Raw genomic sequence first — 20,181 nt, forward strand, 5'->3', positions numbered from 1 at the left:
CTTCGTGTTTCTTTTGAGCGAGTTCTTTCAGATCGTCCGGAATCTCTCTTTCTTGGATGTCCATCCCGTCTTTACCTTCGAAATAGAAGGCTTTCATTTTGACAAGATCCACGATCCCTTTCAGGTCGTTTTCAAGACCGATTGGAATTTGAACCGGAACGGCGTTGTGTTTTAGTTTTTCTTTGAGCTGATCGATCACTCGGAAAGGGTTTGCGCCCGTTCTGTCGAGTTTGTTGATAAAAGCGACGCGAGGAACGTTGTAACGTCTCATCTGACGGTCAACTGTGATCGACTGAGATTGAACTCCGGCAACTCCGCAAAGAACGAGAATGGCGGAATCCAATACCCGAAGAGAACGCTCCACTTCCACGGTGAAGTCGACGTGACCCGGAGTGTCGATGATGTTGATCGTATGATCTTTCCACTGGCAATAAGTCGCCGCGGACTGAATGGTGATCCCTCTTTCTCTTTCGAGGTCCATGCTGTCCATCTTCGCACCGACTCCGTCCTTTCCACGAACTTCGTGGATGGCGTGAATCTTATTCGTATAGAATAGGATTCTTTCGGTAAGGGTCGTTTTTCCGGAATCGATATGGGCAGAAATCCCAATGTTTCTGGTCTTAAGGAGTTTTTCGCTCGGTTTGAATTCGGCTACAGCAGTGCTCATGGCCATTCCTCTTATAAAAGATTGCAAATACGTTCGGTGAAATCACCGGTGGGGAGCTTTGCAAAAAGTCCCTCAATTTACCAAATTCTAAAAAAGAGCGGATTTGTAAATCTAAATCACCGAATCAGTCGCTTCGGGACGGTTTTTCATTTGCCGGTTCCTAATTCGAAAAAAATATGATCTTTTGCATCCCAGCGTCAATTTCAGCTTTTTTGAAATCGAAAAAGGATTTCGAAGATTCCGAGCTTGATAGCCGAAGCGTTCGATTTTAGGTCGGGCTTCCGGTTTGATTCTTCACGGGTTTGGAGAATCGAAATCCGCATTTGATGCAAATCAATTCTTATGCACCCACTGAAACTTTTTAAAAGAAATGTAAATAGAATCGCGAAAGCATTTCTTTTGTTGTCGGTGGCGAGAACTCTTTGTCTCGGTTTTGCGATGGCGATTCTTGCGGGTTCGTTCGCGATTTACGTAACCGAGTCGGGTCGTCTTACTTATACGAATTCTCTTTATATCGCGACTTCTTCCATCTGCGTCACCGGACTTTCTCCGGTCCTTCTTTCGGAGCTCCAAAGACCCACTCAGTTGATTATGATGTTTTTGATCCAAATCGGCGGATTGGGGATCATCACGTTTACGGTTTTGATCGGCGTTTTGGTGGTCAGGGGACTTTCGCGGAGCACACGTTTGGCTTCCTTTGTCTACGAGGCCACGGACGCTCATCTCGCAAAAAAAATGCGGGAGAAGAATCGCGGAAGCAATCATTCCGGCGTCGTCGCTCCGGGAAAGAAGAAGTCCGAAGCCGAGGCTTCGTACGTCAGAAGAATGCTCATTTCACTTTTTAACATTTCTCTTTCGATCGAAGCGGTCGGTGCGATTCTTCTTTATTTAAATATGCCCGAAACGGATCGACTTCCTGGAACTCCGAACCGATTTTTTTTGAGTTTGTTCACTTCCGTTTCCGCTTTCAATAACGCAGGCTTTTCCATCGTCGACGATTTGAGCTTTCTCGCGAAGGACCCGATTTCGCTTTTGATCATTCAATTTTTGATCGTAATGGGTGGAATCGGATTTCCGGTGATTATCTTTATCGAAAAATCTATCTTAGAAATCATTCAGAAGTTCATGAGCAAAATCGAAACCGTTACGGAAACGTTTATGATGCGCAGAACGATGCTTTTAGGCGAGGATCCACCCGCATGGTTTATTTTTGTGATCGCAACCTCCGTGCGTCTCGAAGAAAGATTGGAAGTTTATCGTAAGGAATTGTTCGGGGACGCGAATCGTATGCAGATGAGCATCATCGTTTTGGGATCCTTGCTATTGATTCATATCGGCGGGCTTTCGATTCTTCTGATAGAATACAACAATCTGGAAACGATCGGGAAGATGGGTTTTACGGAGAAGCTGTTTAATTCTTTTTTCTTGTCCGTTTCCTCGAGAACCGCCGGGTTTAATACTTTCGATATCACGGAAATCAGAAGCGCGACTTACGTTCTTCTTTGTTCTCTGATGTTCATTGGGGGCGGCCCTCAGGGAGCCGCCGGGGGAATCAAGATCACGACCTTCTTTATATTAATCTTATATTTGAAAAACGTAATCAGTCCTCAGGCGAGGGTTCAGGCTTGGGGAGAGGACGTTTCTAAAAATTCGGTCGCGATTTCCACCCGGATCTATTTTCTTGCCACGATTTCACTCGTAATCTTTATGTTTCTGATCACGCTTGCCAACGGAAACAAACACGGAATCGAAACCATCTTTTTCGAAGTCATGTCCGCTTTCGGAACCGTCGGTTTGAGCTTGGGAATGACGCCTTATACAAACGATATCGAAAAATATCTCTACATCGCTCTGATGTTTATGGGCCGAGTGGGAACCTTTACTCTTCTCATCGCGTTTACCGGTCACTCGGGTCTCGGAGATTTGGGAAGCAAAGACGACGGCTTGAAAATTCAGGTCGGTTGAAAATTCTTACCTTTTTCTTTCTTAAAGTTTAAACTCCGCGTCCGCTCCTGTTTTCCCCGGAATGATTCCTCTTTCGATCCAAGTTCGGAAAAATCGCATACACTCTCGCGGTTTTCGAAAGTTTGCCTTTCCTCCCGTTTACCAAAAAAAGAACCGACGGCGCTGTCGTTTTCCGCGGTCCTTGGGAAAAAGAGGAGAGGAAGGCGAGAAAAAAAGTTGACTCAAAAATGAAATTGTATATAAATCTATATGAAGTTGGTATTTGTATATATGGCGCTTAGTATCAAAGATCCGGAAACCGATTCATTAGCTAGGAAATTGGCTGCCCTTACGGGAGAAACTCTGACAGAAGCGATTACAAATTCACTTCGGGAAAGGTTAGATCGAATGGAACACAATCTCAATGTTCATTTTTCTTTGGATGAGATATACGATATCTCTCGTCGTTTTCGAGAACGGATTCAACAGCCGATTTCTTCTTTGGATCATGCGGACGAGCTCTATAACCAAGAAGGATTGCCGGATTGATCGTCGATACTTCCGCCTTGCTCGCGATTCTTCTGCAAGAAGAAGAACAGGAGAAGTTCGTTCTTTCGATCGTTTCCAATCCGAATTCTCGAATGTCCGTTGCGAATTATTTGGAAGCCGCAGTGAGAACGGATCGTCTCAAGGATCCGGTTCTTTCCCGTCTGTTGGACGATGCTCTTGCTAAATTGAAAATCAATTTAGAACCGGTGACGATCGAGCAGATTCGATTGGCGCGAGAAGCATACAAGGATTTCGGAAAAGGGAGCGGACATCCTGCGGGTTTAAACTTTGGAGATTGTTTTGCTTACGCACTTGCGAAGAATCAAAACGCTCCTCTTTTATTCAAAGGTGAAGATTTTCTTCATACGGATGTGGAACGAGCGAAGACCTATTGAAATTCTGGTTGCAGTTCGATTTAAAAAGAAGAACGTCTGGCCGTGGATTATCGAATTCGAATTCAAAACCGACACTATCAGTTTTCGGATCTGAAAGGTGTTCTTGCAAAGGCAACTCCGCTCCGTTCGGGTGATATTTTAGCGGGAATCGCCGCGACAAGTTATGAAGAACGAGTTGCGGCTCAGATGGTTCTTGCCGACCTTCCTTTGTCCTTGTTTTTAGAAGAACTATTGATTCCTTATGAGGATGACGAGATCACTCGTTTGATCGTAGACGATCACGACCGAATCGCTTTTGCGCCGATTTCGTCTCTGAGCGTTGGAGAATTCCGAGAATTCTTATTGAATGAGAAAACAGATTCCGAGGTCCTTGGAAAACTCGCTCCCGGAATCACCCCGGAAATGGCGGCGGCCGTTTCTAAAATCTGTTCCATTCAAGATCTGATTGGCATCGCGAAAAAATGCAGGGTGGTTACAAAGTTTAGAAATACGATCGGTCTTCCGGGAAGACTTTCCGTTCGATTGCAACCCAATCATCCCACGGACGATCTCAAAGGAATTTCCGCCGGAATTTTGGACGGTCTTCTTCTCGGAAGCGGCGACGCAGTGATCGGAATCAATCCTGCGACGGACAATCTTCCTTCCGTACATTCTCTCTTGAATCTTTTGGACGCTCTGATTCAGAAGTATGAAATTCCGACCCAGAGTTGTGTTCTCAGTCATATCACGACGACTCTTGAATTGATTCGACGCGGCGCTCCCGTGGATCTTGTTTTTCAATCCATCGGCGGTAGTCAAAAACTCAACGAAAGTTTCGGAGTTGATTTGAAGCTGATCGAAGAAGCGAGAGACGCGGCCCTTTCCTTAAAGCGGGGAACGATCGGAGAAAACGTTCTGTATTTTGAAACCGGTCAAGGCTCGGGACTTTCCGCCGACGCTCACTTTGATGTGGATCAGCAAACCTTGGAAACACGAGCTTACGCCGTAGCCAGAAAATTCTCTCCTCTTCTTGTGAACACGGTCGTAGGTTTTATCGGACCCGAATATCTTTACAACGGTAAACAAATTCTCAGAGCGGGAATGGAAGATCATTTCTGCGGAAAACTTCTCGGTCTTCCTATGGGAGTCGACGTTTGTTATACGAATCACGCGGAAGCGGACGGAGACGATATGGACACGTTACTCACTCTTCTTGGGGTAGCGGGTTGCAATTATATCATGGGCGTTCCCGGTGCGGACGACGTGATGCTTTCCTATCAGAGCACTTCCTTTCACGACGCGTTGTATCTCAGACAAGCGCTTGGTCTGAAACCCGCGCCCGAATTCGAGGAATGGCTTTTACAAAAGGGAATTCTGGATCGGAATTTGATTCCTCTGGATCAGAAATTACAAACGGGACTTTTATCCGATTTGGAAACGTTGGCCGGTTAAAGAATGGATTGGCAAGACTGGAAACAATGGACTACGGCAAGAATCGGCTTAGGCCGCTCCGGAGTCGCACTTCCGACGAAAGAAATTTTACAATTCCGTTTGGATCACGCCAAAGCGAGGGACGCGGTTTGGGCCGAGGTGGATTTTAGCGCGCTCTTAGAATTTCTTTCAGACAGGGGACTTGCTTCCGTCGCGATCAAGTCCAAAGCGACTTCAAGAGAAGAATACTTGGCAAGACCGGATTTAGGAAAAAAAATTTCTTCGCAAGGTATTCAAATCTTGGAGGAACTTCGCGAAAAGGATTCGAAATTTTCGGAAGAATTCGATCTCAGTCTTGTGATTTCGGACGGTCTTTCCGCGAGTGCAATCCGCGATTCTCTTATTCCTTTTTTGGAGAATTTTCTACCGTCTTTGGAACATTCTAAGATCAAGATGAGCCCCGTGACCATTGTTAAGAACGGAAGGGTCGCGATCGGCGACGAGATCGGCGCATTTTGGAAATCAAAGGTTGTGATCGTTTTGATCGGTGAAAGGCCAGGATTATCCACGGAAAATAGCTTGGGTCTTTATTTGACCTTTCATCCTTCCAGCGGTCTTACGGACGAAAAAAGGAACTGCATTTCCAATATCCGTTCCGGAGGAATGTCTTTTTCAGACGCTTCTAGAAAGGCTTTGTATCTTCTCAACCTTTCGCTTCAGAAACAACTCTCCGGAGTGTATCTCAAAGACGAAGAAACTCGCTCTCTTTCCGAGAATCGTAAAATCGAATAGAAATCAGAAAATTACGATTGATATGTTTCCCCTTCATTCCTGGATTTTCCTTGATGAATTGAGGGTTTCTAAGGAATGTAACCGAGTATGCTCTTACAGTATTTGAAATTGCTCCGGATTCATCAGTGGATCAAAAACGTAATCATTTTTGCGGGCATCATATTTGCAAAAAAATTAACCGATCCGGATTCTCTTCAGCGAGTCGTCTCCGCATTCTTTTTATTTTCGCTCGTCGCTAGTTGTCAGTATGTGATCAACGATTATTTGGATCGGAAGGAAGACGCGCTTCATCCGGAAAAAAAACACAGACCTCTTGCCTCCGGAAAATTAGATCCTTCGTTTGCGCTGTTTATTACCGCAATCATTCTTCCTTTATCCTTGGTTCTTGCTTATCTTTTACATCCGCTTTTTTTCGGGTTGGTCGCGTTTTATCTCGTCTTTAACGTATTGTACAGCAAGTTTCTAAAACACATGGTGATCTTGGACGTTATGAGCATCAGTATCGGATTTGTGATTCGTGCGATCGCGGGCTCCGTGATCATTCATGTTTCTTTTTCTTCCTGGCTTTTGCTCTGCACGTTTATGCTGGCTCTTTTCTGGGGTTTTTCCAAAAGAAGGGGGGAGCTCATCATCTTGGAAGGCAACGCAAAAGGTCACAGAAAAATTTTGGACGAATATTCCACGAGCTTTTTGGACATGATGTTAGGAATCGTTGCAACGATGACTCTGATGAGTTACGTTCTTTATGTGACAAGTCCCACTACGATCGCAAATCTCGGAACGGATCAGATGATCTATACGATCCCGATCGTCGTCTATGCGATCTTTCGATCTCTTTATATTATTTATATTAAGAATATGGGACACAACCCTACTAAGGCGATTCTTTCCGATTGGGGAGTTTTGATCGCCGGTGTGATCTGGGTCGCTCTGGTAATCGCGATCATGTATTCCGGTTTTGGAAAAGGGGTTCGTTTCGATCTTTAATTTTTTTGCAGTTCTTCCTTCTCTTGTCGGGTCTAAGATTTTAGAAACGATCCGATTTTATTTTGAAACGGACTTAAAATCCAGTCCGTTTCAAAAAGTATTTACCGGAGAATCATCTATTGTCGTAAATACGGCGAATCGTCGCAAAGAAGTTCTAAATTTTTTAGGAGTTCCTACGTCCGTTTTTTTCTCATCCATTTCCGAAATTCAAGATTGGGGTGGGTGAGAATTTCAAATCCAAAATCAGGAATTTTTCTTTGTAACGATTCCGGAGGAAAATCGAAATTGAAGTTATGAAAGAAATTCTAAAGAAAACGGCGAACATCGCTCTCTGGTTGACACTTTTTCTTACGATCACGATTGGAATTTCAGTCTTTAAGGCTTCCGATTTGAAACCGTCCGTTTCTTTGAACGGAATGACTCAGACGAACGGAGAAAGATTCGATTCGCAGAATCGAGTTTCGGTCGTTTATTTTTGGGCAACTTGGTGCGGAGTCTGTTCGACAAATCTTCCCTTGGTTCAATGGTATTCGGATCTTTTGGAAAAGAGCGATCGATTCTCCTTTGTTTCCGTAGAAGAGGGAGACGACGCTTTGAAACTTTCCAAATACATCGAAGAGCGGGACGTAAGATTCAAAGTGGTTTCCGGAAATTCTAAATTCTTAAATGAATGGAAAGTGAATGCGTTTCCCGCTTTTTTTATTTTGGATCGGAACGGAGTGATTCGATTTGCCGATACCGGTATCATGAACCCTCTCAGTTTGTTTTTAAGAATTTGGATTTCATCTTTCTTCTTTTGATTCTTCTTTCTAAATTATCATTTCATATTCCATTCTTTGAATCTATTTCTTAAAGCATTTTTAAGAACGAAAAAAGCCCTTTGATTTTCCGGAAACGGTGCGAAAAAAAGCCGATGTTTTTGGAAATATTTTTCCGAAAATCATTGTAATATTTCGGATATTGATTGTAAAAAGATTCTTTTTTCATCCATTTCTATAGAATAACATTCTCCCTAAGGAATAAAACTTTCGATGCGATTCGACTTTTCCTTCCGATTTCCTTTTCTTTCGATCCTTGTTGTTCTATTTTTTATTATGGGGTGTAAGGAAAAAACTCCCGAAAACGCCTGCGATCCTTCTTCGGAGGCTTATTTGGAAGCGGCGATTCTGAGCTCCGCTTCCGGAAATTTATTTCCAGTCTGTGCTCCTGCTCCTCAGTCTTTGAGTTATCCGAAAGCCGTTTTTGCAAACGGAAGTCCGATCAGCTTGGTTCCGAGCGTCGCCGGAAGCGGACTGAGTTTTTCGGTTTCACCTTCGCTTCCCGCGGGAGTTTCATTGGATTCCTTTAGCGGTTTGATATCCGGTTCTTACATCGGCTATTCCGGTGTGGATTCGATCTACCGTATCAAGGCTTCGAATTCTTCCGGAAGTATCGGTTATTCTTTAGAATTGATTCTTTACGGATCCGCACCTTTGAAAACGGGGCAAACGGTTTGTACCGATGCCGGCGGGACCGTGATCTCCTGCTCTGGAACAAAACAGGATGGGGAATTGCAGAATGGAACCAGCCCGAGTTTTTCCGGCCCGAATCTGATTTCAGGAACCGATTATACGACGACGGATAACTTGACCGGTTTGATTTGGAAAAGTTGTAACGAAGGATTATCCGGATCTGCCTGCGGAAGCGGCGGCTTGAGTTCTTTGAGTAGGATTGCAGCCGACACGGCTTGTACGAATCTCAATGCAGGAGCCGGTTATGCAAACCGAACGGATTGGAGACTTCCAAGTGCAAAAGAATTGGAAACGATCTTGAACTACGACGGATCCAGTCCGGCTTCTTACGCGACCTTTTTTCCTGCAACGAGCCCTTCGGGTCATTGGAGTTCCTCCGCTTTTGTTCCGCTGATCGGAACGGATAGTTGGTACGTTTCCTTTACCGATGGTGTTGTGCGTGAAACAACAAACGGAAATACGAATCCTCTTCGTTGTGTTTCCGGTTCAACGACCCCCGCTCCTCTTTTTAAGGACAACGGGGACGCGACGATCACCGACGTAAATACAGGTTTGATCTGGGCTCAGTGCAGCGCGGGCTTGTCCGGAATCGGATGCGCGACCGGAATCGTGTCCTCCCCGAATTGGACGAACGCGCTTCTCACTTGCAACTCGTTGAGCTTGGCTGGCCGAGTCTGGCGTTTGCCTTCTGTAAACGAATTGAGAAGTCTGACAAATTTGAGTCTTCAAAATCCGATTCTTAATTCTACTTATTTTCCGGGAACGTTCAACGGGAATTATTGGACCTCTACAACTTATACAAATCCGGTGAACGCGTGGAGCATCGATTTTGGGCAGGGTTTTGTGGATAGTATCGCAAAAGGTGCGACCGCTGCAGTCCGTTGTGTGACCACCGGACCTTGAGTTTTATCCGTTGCAGTCCGCTCAGATTCGAATCTCTTTCAACCGATATGTAATGTATGGAGCCTTTTAAACCAAAACCTCTTCTGAATAAGTCGGAACTCCGGCAGATTAAAAAATCCAGGACGAGAGTTGAGGGAAAAAAAGTAATCACGGACGACGTTAAGAAACTAAAGTCGCTCAGTGTAACTCCGGATCTTCCGAAAAAAGAACTCATCGAATATTACAAAGAGCCGATCTGGATCGAATATTATATTCCCAGAGAATCAAGATTCGCTTATGAAGTGAAATATCTTTTCGTGAAGCTGATCGATCCGGTCCCTAGGCCCGAACCCTCGGATAGAATTTTAAGAGAAGCGATTTCAAAGGGAGAATTTATCGATATCATAGAAGTTCTCTTTCAATATCCGGAAAAAGAGGACCTCATCCGAAACAGTTACTTGAATACGTTTCCGTTTTTGGAATCCATCTCCGCGAATTACAAACAATATCTGAAAACCGGGGACGCTTACGATCTGAGAATTCCGCTCTTTCACACGGAGGCGTTGATGAAACGGGAACCCACTGTCGCGACTTTGGAATTCTTGGGACCTTTTACGATTTTCAATCTTAATTGGCTGATCCGAAAGTTGAACGAAGCGGGAGAAGAATTTTCACTCGAAGACGAAACCATTTCCGTTTTGATCAAAAGAAGAAACGAATACTGGGAGCGGAATTCACTCGAAGTCGACGAGGACTTCGAACTTTTCGCCGCTCTTTTTTACGAACAAGCCTTTCCGCACAGAGGATCCGAATTCGACGACGCGCTTCTCTTAAGAGAAACCGGAGATCCGAACGTCTAACTCAATTTATTTTGTCTTCCAGTAAGTTTATCTTTGAGCATCAAAAACGGTTCTTCGATTAACAAAAAGAAAAACCAAGAGATAAGAAACGTAACAAGAATTAAGTACAAACTCGTGAGTAAAAACATCCACACGGTCGGAGTGGCTTGCAGCAAGGGCAGAATTTTCTTTGCCGCCACCGGAATCGCGAATATATGCCAAAGATACGCGGTATAACCCAAACGTGCAAACGGTCTGAAAACTCCCAGGCTGAAAAACCGCTTTAAAAATCCGGGATAAAAAGAGAAATACATAAGAATTCCGAACCCGAAAGAAAGCATAACGGGCCGAACGACAAGAGCCCAAGAAGTTCCGGGATCGATTTGATGCGCGTAGATTACGATTGCGATTCCTAAAATCAAAAGTGAAAGAATTCGGCCCTTATATTTCTCCGCCCTCTCCGCGTTCAGAGGAAAGTGGTGAAAAATCTCATAGACGACCATCCCAGCAAGAATCGAATCAAACCTCGCGTGAAAATGATATGCGGCGTCCATATTCGCGGGAAAAGCTAGTTTCATTCTCACGAGAAACGCGGTCAAAAATCCCAATAAATAGAAAATGAATCTGACTCGGATGTTCACCCGGAAAAGAAACACCGAGCAAAGAAACGGAAGAACGAGGTAGAAATGTTCCTCGATGGAAAGAGACCAGCCCCCGTTGTAAAGATAATGGGGTAAAAAATCGGAAAGATAGAATATATCCACCCAGACGTATTCCATTCTAATCTTAGTTTCGGCGATTAAGGAAAGAATCTGAGCGTTATCGATTTGTACGGATTCCAGCTTCGCCAACTGCTGAGATTTGCTGTAATAAAGGATCGCGAGCGCGAAGTAAAACGCCGGAAAAATGCGCAGAGATCTTTTGATAAAAAACTTTTTGATTTCGAGTTTTCCGTTTTTTTCGTGTTCGCGAAACAATCCGCCGTAGATCAAAAAGCCGCTGAGTAAAAAGAAAAAGTCGACTCCAGAAGAGAGTGAGCCGAGAAAAAGGCGCAACGGATTCGGATCTCCCGGAAGGATAGGTTTTGCCGTGACCCAGGCATGAAACACAACTACAAAAAGAATTGAGATCGCTCTGATTCCGTTTAGATTTTCGTATTCGTTGTCCTTCTTATGAAAAATGGAAAAACAATATTCTTTTATATTCATTTTATTTAAAATACTCATATTTTTTTTTTCGCGATCCGGTTTGTGATTTGTTCCTATGGATAATGAATAAAATTAAAGAAAAAGCCGGACTTTTCCCCTCAACTTTTGAAAGGGAACCAATCCGTAATTTCTGGAATCGGTCGAATTTTCACGATTGTCCCCTAATACTAAAAAATAACCCGGTGGAATTCTTCCTGCGTCTCCGATCGGAACGTTTCCTTTTACGGCCGTCATCGGAATCATCGAAAGAGAAGGCGCAATGGTTTTGAATCCCGGTTTTAGAAATGTTTCTTGGAGAGGCCCGTCGTTGATGAGAATTCTATCGTTTTCAAAACGGAAATAATCGCCGGGTAAACCGACGACTCTTTTTAAGCTCAATTCTTCTTCCAATCCGTCTAAAACCAAAACGTCGAACCTGTTAACCTGGCCTTCCAGGAAAGAAAATTCCCATCTTCCGATTCGGGCTGGAAAACCCCATTTCGTAACCAGGATCAAATCCCCTTCCTTATAAGAAGGAGCCATGGAATAACCGGAGATAAAATAAATTTGAAATAAGAAGATCCGCATCAAAAGGATCGTAAGGAGGGAAAGAAATATCGGAGAAATCTTCCAGAGAATTTTTAAAATCTTTCCCTCAATTGCGAACCTTTTCATAGGAGACTGGAACAGAATCTATTGCGAGATCCTTTAGGAAAAGTCAAAAATGAAACACGATCATCGGATCGAAAAGAATTGTGAATCTTAATCCCGCTTTCGAAGATGTCCGCTCCAGATTTCATAGCCGCCGGTTTTGGAAACTTGAAAGTCGGATAAAGATTCTTTTAATTTCGGGATAAGAATCTTTTGATCCCACTGAATCGGTCGAACGATTTCCATTCCCATCGAACTCTTTTCCATCTTCTCTCTGGTTTTGGAATCCACAACTCCTAGATCGTATTGTACGAAAGCAATTTTAGAATTCGGCCAGACTTTAGACGAACGGCTTAGGATTTTTAAGATCTGATCCGCGTTATCCGCCTTGAACACGATCTTATCCAAATAACGCGTACCTATCGAATAAAATGAAAGGTAATCGGTATAAACCCAGATGTCCGCGTCGACGTTGGATATGATGGACGAGAATTTCTTGACGTGAATGCTTCTTCCTCTTTGAATTCCCAACCCGATCAGCCCTAAAAGAAACGAATACGCAAAACAGAAAATAAAAATTCTCTTTAGATTCTTCTTTCCCTTGCGAACCGCAAGGAACCAATATTTGCGGATCAGAATCGTATAAGGCAAAATGATCGAAGCGAAGAATCTCGGGCCCCAATTGTTAAATCCGTCGTTCGGGGCGGTTAAAAGAACCAAAATCAAAAACAACAAAGAGGATCCGAGCAACGTTCGATTCGCACGGGATAGTTCTTGAAAATGAAACGTCAAAATCGAAAATAAAATCAAGGCCGAAGGCAGATAGCCGAAATAGCCGACTTTGAGAGGGCCGAAAAAAAGAAGATTGATCATCCAGTCGATTCTCTGCGACCACGAGACGGAGAATCCCTGAAGGTTTGCCAAGTATCTTGTTCCCAAAATATTTCCGTAGTCGATCCAATTCCAAAGAAAAAATATAGAGACCGTCGCGATAAATCCGAACAATGTATTCAGAAAAAATAATATATTTTTTACTTTGCGTTTCTTGAGATAAACAGTCAAGAGAGCGATCGCGTAAAACGACAGAAGTGAACCCGCGTATATAAGGCCTTCCAACCGAAACCAGACGTAAAATCCCAAAAATATTCCGGCAAAGAAATGTTTTTTAAAGTCGGGTTCTCCTTTAAAAAGAAGGATCAGCGTAATCAGAGATAACAAAATGATCAGCGTGTTTTCGGAAAAATCAAAAGAAAGAGTCCATGCAAACGTGCAGAAAAAAGAAACAAACAAAAAGAAAAAATCAAACTTCCAATACTTTCTCAAGAGGAGAAGCGTAATGAACGATAGAATCACGGAAAAATACGGTAGATTCTTAATTCCGCATAACCAATAGAAAGGACTTACGACTGCCGCAAAGGAAAGAGGGAAGGCGCTGATCAATCGGTCCCGATTCACTAAATGAAGATTTTTCGGAAGATAATAAAATTCCAGATCGGGATCGATCGTTTTCCCAGGATAATATAATTCTTCGGATTGGAATCCGTTCCGGAATAAAGAATCGATTTGGACCGCTTTGTCGTGACTGTCTTGAAAGAGAGAATATTCAGGAAGCGTTAAGCGCAAGGAAGCGAACATTCCGAAACACAGTAAAGACCAGAATAAAAATTTTTTGGATCTGATAAAGGCAAGGATCGGTTTCATTTAATTTTTTACCATCACCCGGAGAACGAACCCGTGTTTGCAAGTTCTGCGAGAAGTTTTCGTTGTCATCGGAGCGATCCGGACCACTCATCTAAGTTGATCGTATGGATCGAACGAGCAACAATAAAATCTTACGAAGAGCTAAAAGTGAAAACCTTAGAAGATACAAAAAATTCTTATCCTCGCTGAGCATCGATCGGCTCTCGGGGATTTGAACTCTGCAAATTGATTTACAGGCGTATCGTTTTTTTTTTATATGAAATATCTCATAAAACAGGGATTTCAAAGTTATGAAAGCGGCCTTCTTATCTCTTTTTGAAAAACGGATTTGGGAAAAGGACTCATTGAACGGTCTTCGCGCCATTTCGATGATGGCCATTTTTATTTTTCACTTATCCGATCCGATCCGTCATCAGCTTCCGCAGGATACGGCCGTTCTCAATACGTTCATCAGCAATCTTACTTCCTCGGTGGATCTATTTTTTATTTTGAGCGGATTTCTGATCTACGGAGTTCTTTACAGAACTTGGGAAAAGACGGGAACTCTTAGTTTTAAGGACTTTTATATAAACCGAAGTCTGAGAATTTTCCCCGCATATTATTTCTTCGTCTTTATCGCCCTCTTTGTCAATAAATTGCAGGTTAAGATGATGGCTGCGTCTACGGATCCGAAAATCCAAGCTCTTCTGCCTTCTTATTCCGCTTCCGTGGATCGATGGATTTACGACGCGCTCTATGTTTCGAATTACGTAACCTCTTCTCATTTTCACACTTGGTCGCTTTCTTTGGAAGAACAGTTCTATTTAGTCTTCCCTTTGATCTGCTATTTCATCCTTTTTAAATTGGCGAAAAAAACTAGAATCGCGTTTCTTGTCTCATTGTACGGTTCCGCCGCTGTGATTCGGTATTTCGTTTATCAAGCGCACGCCGGAGACCAGCCTTACGGAGTTTTCGATCTGTTATTTCATCGCCCTGCACATACACGATTCGATTCCATCGTTGCAGGAATTCTCTGTTTTGAACTTTATAAAAATTGGAACCTTGTTCCGAAAGAACATGCAAAAATACGAGAATGGTATTTTCTGATTCCCGGGCTTTTGTTTTTGGCGATCGCGAGTTTTGTCCCCTATCGATTCTCGGTATATTATACCGTCTTTCGGTTTAATTTTTCCAATTTGGGATACGCGTTGGTAATGATCGCGAGTATTCATAATCTATCATATATCGGAAAATTTTTAAGTTTAAGAATTTTCGCTCCGCTCGCAAGAATGAGTTACGGAACATATTTGTGGCATATCGTCGCAATCTTTATCGCAAGCACTCAATTGAAAGTAAATGTGGATAGTATTTCTTGGCTTCAATTCTGCAAGGCTTTAGGGATCGGATTTTCCTACGCTCTTCTATTCGCGTTCGTATCCTATATGCTGATAGAATATCCTTTTTTGAGTTTGAAAAATCGACTGAAAAAGGATTAAGATCGCGTCCTAAAACCTTATTTTATTTTGTCGAAAAGATCAAGCTGCAAGGTTCTGTCCCAGTTTTGGGACAAGCTCTAAATATTTTTCCGGATGTTCGAGGCTTTTTTAAAAGCCTCGAAACTAGGTCGGGCTATCGTTTGTTTTCTCTGAAGAATGTCGTGGCAACGATTCCTTTGTATAAAACGGGTTCTTCTTTTTTATTAAAAATTTCCAGGAGCCGTTCTTTCAGATCGATTTTTTTCGAAGGAAAAAAGTCTAAAGAATTTTTTCCTTCGAAGGCTTTCATTTCTTTTTCACTCATTTCAAAAAGAACCAAAGATGAAATAGAACTTTCATTGTTTATATTCTTAAGAATAGAATCAACATTCGTTTTTGCGTTTAGACAAAGTATTTTTCTGGACAGATGTTCCAAACCGGCTTGGCCGCAAAGGATTGGATCGGTAAAAACCCAGAGCGGGGCTTCGTTTCTCGCATAAAATTGTCTAAAATTCCGTTCCTGATTTGCGGCCTGCTGAAAAATTTTCAAAGTCAATCCCGAGATCAAAAAAGAAAGCACTATCAAAACAACGGAAAGATATTTCCAAATTTTAGAATGGGGTATAATCCATCCGTCCCAAAGAACAAGAAGGGGAAGCAAAACCGACATCAGATATCTTCCGGTGATCGTAATTCCGTCGTTAGGCGCCGAAGCGCCGATTAGAACCGCGTAAGACCCGCAGAGAAGAATCAGGAAATTTTCTTTTTCAGTACGTTCTTTTTTGAAGAAGAGATAATAGACGATCGGCAAGAGTAAAAACGAAGAGCAGAAGAATAACCCGAATTTTGGAATTCCATCCGCATAATTTACAAACGTCATCGAAAAGAAATTCTGAATTCGATCTAAGATCGTAATTTCGTTTTTGCCGAAATTAAAAATAAATCTCGCTCCGAGAATATGTCCGTAGTCGAAGTAATTCCATACAAGAAAAAAGATCGCAGGAGATAGGCTTAAGAAGATTAGGAAAAAATTAAATTCTTTGCTCAATTCTTTAAGTTTGGATTTGGACGTCAGGATTTCAGCGATCAGAAGACTGACGAGGAACGGAGACGATTCTAAGCGTAACCAGATAGAAAGGGAGATCGCAAAAACGGAAAGATAGATCCATTTGGCGTTTCGAGATTCTCTGAAATTCATCCACCACACAAAGCCGAAAGTGTTCAGCAGAAAATAGAGCGTATATTCGTTAAAGTCCAGACTCAGTGCGGAAAGAATCGTGGCTCCGTAACCGAGAATCACGGTTTTTTGAGCGATCAATTTTTTACTGGCAAGGATGTAAAAAGAAAGAACCAAAGAAAGCGATAATAGGAACGGAAATAAATTCCAACCGATGCCGGTTTTTTTGATAAGCGAAGTCAAAACTGAAAACGCTAACGGAAAGGCTCCGATAAATTTTCCTTGGATATCTCCTACAAAATGATAGGACAGAAAAAAATTTCGATGTTCCTGATCTATGAGCCTGGCGGGATATCGTAGTTCTTCCGATTTGAAATCGTTTTGGATCAAAGATTCCGTCTGCATCGCTTTGAGAAGAGAATCGGCGATGTAAAAATCTCCCGTCCCGATCCAAACGTGAAGAAGCGGAACTACCAACAAAAGAAGACAGATTGCCCACTGACTTTTAAATTTCTCTAATAACATTTTGATCGAACCCGAGTTCGGTTTATTTCCGAAAAAGAATTTCAAGAACTCAAATAAGAAAGTTTCCGGACTGTAAATGACTGACAAGCGGATTTTTGATTTAAAGGGTTTCTTTTTCAGATTGGAAACGATGGAAAACATTTCGAAACTTTTTCCGATTCGAAATTAAGCGAGGAAGAAGGAAAGTTTTAGCAATTTGCAATCATTTAAGATTTGATTCTTTGTCTGTTTAGTTAAGGCGAAGATAAAAACGAATTCGGATTCGTGCGCGTATTTTAAGAAATTTTTAAGAGACGTTTCGTTTTATCGATAAGACGGAGCGAAAAAACCGATCTTCACGCGTTTAAGCTAACGGTTTTCTTTTGCATTAAGCTCGATTGAATCAAAAGACTGCGAGGAATATTATTCTTTTTTTATATAGGTTCCGTAGATGATTTCAATGCTTCCTAAGGTTTGTTTTTTTACGATTCGAATCGACTGAATTTTGGAGATTTCATCCGGATCAAACTGATTGAGGTAGGATAGCATTCCGTTTTTTGTGTCTTTTTCGTATTTTAGATCCTTCATTCCTTCGGTGTATTCTTTGGCATACGCGAAATATTCAAACGGAATCGATTTCTCTTTTTGCAAAGAAGAATATTTTTCAAGTAACTCGACTAACTCCTGTACGTTGATCGCTTCATAGACTCTTCCTTGAAAATAGAGGCCTTCGCTCGCCATTCCTCCAAGCAAACCGTTCTGAAAGACTAAAAGATTTTCTTTGGGTTCCTTCAAAATGAATTCTTGAACGGCCTTTGTGTTCTTTGCAAAACCTTTCGTGGTTTTATAATAGATCCAAGTCGGTAAGATGGAAATCGCAAAAAGAACGTAGAACGGAATTCTCCAGAGATAACTTTTCCTTTGTAAAAACTCCAGCGCCTTGGACGCGAGCAGGAAGAGTCCGGGAAGACCCGGAGTCAGATAACGCGAACCGAATTCCGCCCCCCCGTCGTTCGGCGCGGTGATCGCCGCGACGGTGATTCCGAGAATGGAAGAGGTGATCAAGGTCTTTTCGTTGTCTTTCGATTCTTTCCAGTTTTTGAAAAATGAGAACGAAAAAAGAACGATTCCGAACAATAGGAAGGGCGAATAGCCGAAAAGTCCTAACTTTAGATTTCCATAAAATAAGAGATTTATAAAATTCTTAAATAGATTGGCGCCGCCGGACGAATCGTAGTTTGCGTTGAATCGAGGTCCCAGGATCGAATGGAAATAGGAAAAATTAAACCCGCAGTAACCGAGAAAAAATATAAAAAGAAGAATCGAAATTGCGACGACACCGGTTCGGTCCTTGATCTTTCGGCAAAGACGGAATTGAAGGAACATTTCCGTAACCCAGTAGATTCCCAAAAAGATAAGATATTCCAAACGAAACCAATAGCAGAGCGAAAGAAAGAACGCGCTAACGATCATTAGGAAAGGCGATGGATTCTTCTTTGATTTTTGATAAAGAAGCATTCCGGAAACGAATAAGAAAAGTCCGACTCCTACGTCCATGAAGAGATAACCGTTCATCACTGAGGGAGTCAAAATCGAAAAAAGAAAAATCTGCCACGACGGGATTTTGAATTCTCGTCCGATGAGAAATAAAGATAAGCCGATCAATAGCGCCGATAAAAAGTAGATTGCGTAAGCGCCTCCGAAAGGATAGGCGATCGCATAAAGGATTCCTAAAGAGATGGGAAAGGCGATGATCTTGTGGCCGTTTACGATCGACATCTTCAATAAACTGAATTTGAGTTCCGGGTCGAAATCGAAGCCGGGATAAAAAACATCCAAGGAACGAAAGCCGCTTAAGAAGATGGATTTTCCAAGTATGAATTTTTCATAGTGATCCGCGGAAAGAAGATATTTGGGTGGAACGGTTAGATAAAGAAAATACGAAAAAAGAAATGCGGCTAAGATGGAACCGTATTTGTTTTGAAGAAAGCGAGCGGAGAATTCTTTGAGTTTTGGCGTCATTGAGTTTTAAAAAAATCAAAATTAGAAAAACGAATTTTAACCCGTTCGACACAAAAGAAAAAATCGAAAAGAAAGTTTCTTTCCCATCGAAGTCAGCGTATCGAAATCGTTTTCGAGGTCAATCTGCTTTCCTTTTCTAAAACGATCCTTTCGAGATTCGATACGAGATTCGTCTTTCTTATTGGAAAAAGAATTTTTTAGAGGATGAGGAATCGTAAAAGTAATATTTTTTCATTGATCCATTCTTGGAATCGTGCAAAACTTGAAGTTATGCAACAGGAAACTCCTTCCGATACGAATTTACTTGGTCAATTTCTTTCACAGTCTCCGGTCAAGGCTCTGATCGATCGTTATAAATCGGAAAAGGGCAAGGTCCGGAGCTTTATGGAAAAACTTCCGCTCTACGCGAGCGGATTGAAGGGAACCGAATTTCAAAACGCGGATTCTCTTTTGCGGAAAGAACTTGCCTCAAAAATTTCTCATCTGAAAGAGCCTTTGAGAAGATTGGAGGAGGCCTTTGTTTCCGCGAGAAAAATGGATCTGATCGGAAGCAGTGAAATCGCGGTGGTTCTCGTCGACAAACTTACAAATGCGATTCAGTCGGCGGGATACGGACTTACCGGTCTCGGTTCCGGACTCAAAGCCACGCAGGAAGAATTGGAAAAACTCGCAGAGTTCGATTTTTCCCTTTTTAAAGAAGTGGAAGGAATCGAAACCAAAATTCAATCCTTGAAATTGACGGCGGAATCGTCCGTTGAGGAAGTTCGTAATTTGATAAGCGAAATCCGAATCGCTCTAGACGGATTGGAAAATGCGTTTCGTTCCCGTAAGGATTTGTTTACGAAACTCTGATCGAATTCCAAAGGTCATATTGGATTGAAAGAATCCTGAAAAATCCCGCGTCTACAAACGCGAATCGAAATCTTAAATAATTAAAAGGAATAAATCATGGCATTGATCGATGTAATCAAATACGAAGGACAACCCGGAGAGATCGTTTGGAAGTTTCCGAGAAACGATATCAGTCATTTCGGTCAACTTGTAGTAAACGAAAGTCAGGAAGCGGTTTTCTTTAAGGAAGGAAAGGCTCTGGACGTTTTTGGACCCGGGACCCACACTCTCAAGACGGGAAATATTCCGCTTTTGGAAAAGATCGTCAATCTTCCGTTCGGCGGTCAGACTCCTTTTACCGCGGAGATCGTCTACGTAAACAAGTCCGTGATCAACATGACATGGGGAACTCCGGCGCCGATCCAAATCGAAGATCCGAAATATCATATTACTCTCGGATTAAGAGCATTCGGAAATTATAATATTAAAGTCATCGATTCCAAATCGTTCGTGAACACAGTCGTGGGAACTCAGCAAAGGTTCAATCACGACGGAGTCGACAAACTTCTAAAGCCGATGGTCGTAACCAGACTCAGCGATTTTATTTCCGAAGTCGTGTTAAAGACCGGAGTTCCGATCACTCAGATCTCCCAACATCTCGAAGAGGCTTCCGCGGCG

The 20,181-nt window shown here is 42.4% G+C and carries 18 protein-coding genes and 1 pseudogene (1 of these 19 only partly in view); 13 read left to right on the forward strand and 6 right to left on the reverse strand.

The genetic code is table 11. From position 1 onward, the window contains the following. Positions 1–667, reverse strand: the start of a protein-coding gene (fusA, locus tag CH376_RS14445) for an elongation factor G (RefSeq protein WP_100785373.1). 1,454 nt of this gene lie to the left of the window's left edge; the window shows 667 of its 2,121 coding nt (coding positions 1–667); its start codon is at positions 665–667; the stop codon falls past the left edge of the window. A gap of 27 nt (positions 668–694) precedes the next feature. Here fusA and CH376_RS24630 point away from each other — a divergent pair. From CH376_RS24630 to CH376_RS14495, 10 genes and pseudogenes are all read left to right on the forward strand, one after another. After that, positions 695–917, forward strand: a pseudogene (locus CH376_RS24630) (hypothetical protein). Between the two features lie 92 nt (positions 918–1,009). Then, positions 1,010–2,632, forward strand: a complete 1,623-nt coding sequence (locus CH376_RS14450) for a TrkH family potassium uptake protein (RefSeq protein WP_100785374.1) — start codon at positions 1,010–1,012, stop codon at positions 2,630–2,632. A 249-nt stretch (positions 2,633–2,881) separates the two neighbouring features. Beyond that, positions 2,882–3,160 carry a type II toxin-antitoxin system VapB family antitoxin gene (locus tag CH376_RS14455; protein ID WP_207767176.1) on the forward strand — a complete coding sequence of 93 codons (279 nt, stop codon included), beginning with the start codon at positions 2,882–2,884 and terminating at the stop codon, positions 3,158–3,160. Further along, a complete protein-coding gene (locus tag CH376_RS14460; protein WP_100785375.1) occupies positions 3,157–3,555 on the forward strand; it encodes a type II toxin-antitoxin system VapC family toxin in 399 nt (132 codons plus the stop codon). Before CH376_RS14455 ends, CH376_RS14460 begins: the two co-directional genes overlap by 4 nt. A 42-nt stretch (positions 3,556–3,597) precedes the next feature. Next, positions 3,598–4,986, forward strand: a complete 1,389-nt coding sequence (locus tag CH376_RS14465) for an ethanolamine ammonia-lyase subunit EutB (protein ID WP_100785376.1) — start codon at positions 3,598–3,600, stop codon at positions 4,984–4,986. A gap of 3 nt (positions 4,987–4,989) precedes the next feature. Next, positions 4,990–5,757, forward strand: a complete 768-nt coding sequence (gene eutC, locus CH376_RS14470; protein ID WP_100785377.1) for an ethanolamine ammonia-lyase subunit EutC — start codon at positions 4,990–4,992, stop codon at positions 5,755–5,757. An 87-nt stretch (positions 5,758–5,844) separates the two neighbouring features. Continuing rightward, a complete protein-coding gene (locus CH376_RS14475; protein ID WP_100785378.1) occupies positions 5,845–6,744 on the forward strand; it encodes a decaprenyl-phosphate phosphoribosyltransferase in 900 nt (299 codons plus the stop codon). A 293-nt stretch (positions 6,745–7,037) separates the two neighbouring features. Further along, entirely contained in the window at positions 7,038–7,544 is a 507-nt protein-coding gene (locus tag CH376_RS14485) for a redoxin family protein (protein WP_100785380.1), read from the forward strand. A 231-nt stretch (positions 7,545–7,775) separates the two neighbouring features. After that, entirely contained in the window at positions 7,776–9,158 is a 1,383-nt protein-coding gene (locus CH376_RS14490) for an Lcl C-terminal domain-containing protein (RefSeq protein WP_100785381.1), read from the forward strand. Positions 9,159–9,214: 56 nt separating this feature from the next. After that, a complete protein-coding gene (locus CH376_RS14495; RefSeq protein WP_100785382.1) occupies positions 9,215–9,997 on the forward strand; it encodes a hypothetical protein in 783 nt (260 codons plus the stop codon). On the opposite strand, the gene CH376_RS14500 is transcribed toward CH376_RS14495, so the two are convergent. The 3 genes from CH376_RS14500 to CH376_RS14510 all read right to left on the reverse strand — a co-directional run bounded on the left by CH376_RS14500 (position 9,994) and on the right by CH376_RS14510 (position 13,515). Continuing rightward, positions 9,994–11,184, reverse strand: a complete 1,191-nt coding sequence (locus tag CH376_RS14500) for an acyltransferase family protein (RefSeq protein WP_165781737.1) — start codon at positions 11,182–11,184, stop codon at positions 9,994–9,996. The two genes, CH376_RS14495 and CH376_RS14500, sit on opposite strands and share 4 nt — an antisense overlap. A gap of 72 nt (positions 11,185–11,256) precedes the next feature. Further along, positions 11,257–11,838, reverse strand: a complete 582-nt coding sequence (gene lepB, locus CH376_RS14505; RefSeq protein WP_100785384.1) for a signal peptidase I — start codon at positions 11,836–11,838, stop codon at positions 11,257–11,259. An 87-nt stretch (positions 11,839–11,925) separates the two neighbouring features. After that, positions 11,926–13,515, reverse strand: coding sequence for an LA_3751/LA_3752 family putative glycosyltransferase (locus CH376_RS14510; protein ID WP_100785385.1), 1,590 nt, complete (start codon positions 13,513–13,515; stop codon positions 11,926–11,928). A 290-nt stretch (positions 13,516–13,805) separates the two neighbouring features. Between CH376_RS14510 and CH376_RS14515 the strand changes: the two genes are divergently transcribed. Continuing rightward, a complete protein-coding gene (locus CH376_RS14515; protein ID WP_100785386.1) occupies positions 13,806–14,990 on the forward strand; it encodes an acyltransferase family protein in 1,185 nt (394 codons plus the stop codon). Positions 14,991–15,123: 133 nt separating this feature from the next. Here CH376_RS14515 and CH376_RS14520 read toward each other — a convergent pair whose 3' ends face one another. Then, positions 15,124–16,671, reverse strand: coding sequence for an LA_3751/LA_3752 family putative glycosyltransferase (locus CH376_RS14520; protein ID WP_100785460.1), 1,548 nt, complete (start codon positions 16,669–16,671; stop codon positions 15,124–15,126). Between the two features lie 402 nt (positions 16,672–17,073). Next, positions 17,074–18,672: an LA_3751/LA_3752 family putative glycosyltransferase gene (locus tag CH376_RS14525; protein ID WP_100785387.1), complete on the reverse strand. Its 1,599-nt coding sequence runs from the start codon at positions 18,670–18,672 to the stop codon at positions 17,074–17,076. A gap of 270 nt (positions 18,673–18,942) precedes the next feature. Here CH376_RS14525 and CH376_RS14530 point away from each other — a divergent pair, with 270 nt between their 5' ends. Next, positions 18,943–19,524 carry an LIMLP_15305 family protein gene (locus tag CH376_RS14530; protein ID WP_100785461.1) on the forward strand — a complete coding sequence of 194 codons (582 nt, stop codon included), beginning with the start codon at positions 18,943–18,945 and terminating at the stop codon, positions 19,522–19,524. A 96-nt stretch (positions 19,525–19,620) separates the two neighbouring features. Then, a partial coding sequence (locus CH376_RS14535; protein WP_133124664.1) for an SPFH domain-containing protein occupies positions 19,621–20,181 on the forward strand: 561 nt, incomplete at its 3' end.

This window comes from Leptospira adleri (genome assembly GCF_002811985.1).
In the GTDB taxonomy this organism is placed as follows: domain Bacteria; phylum Spirochaetota; class Leptospiria; order Leptospirales; family Leptospiraceae; genus Leptospira; species Leptospira adleri.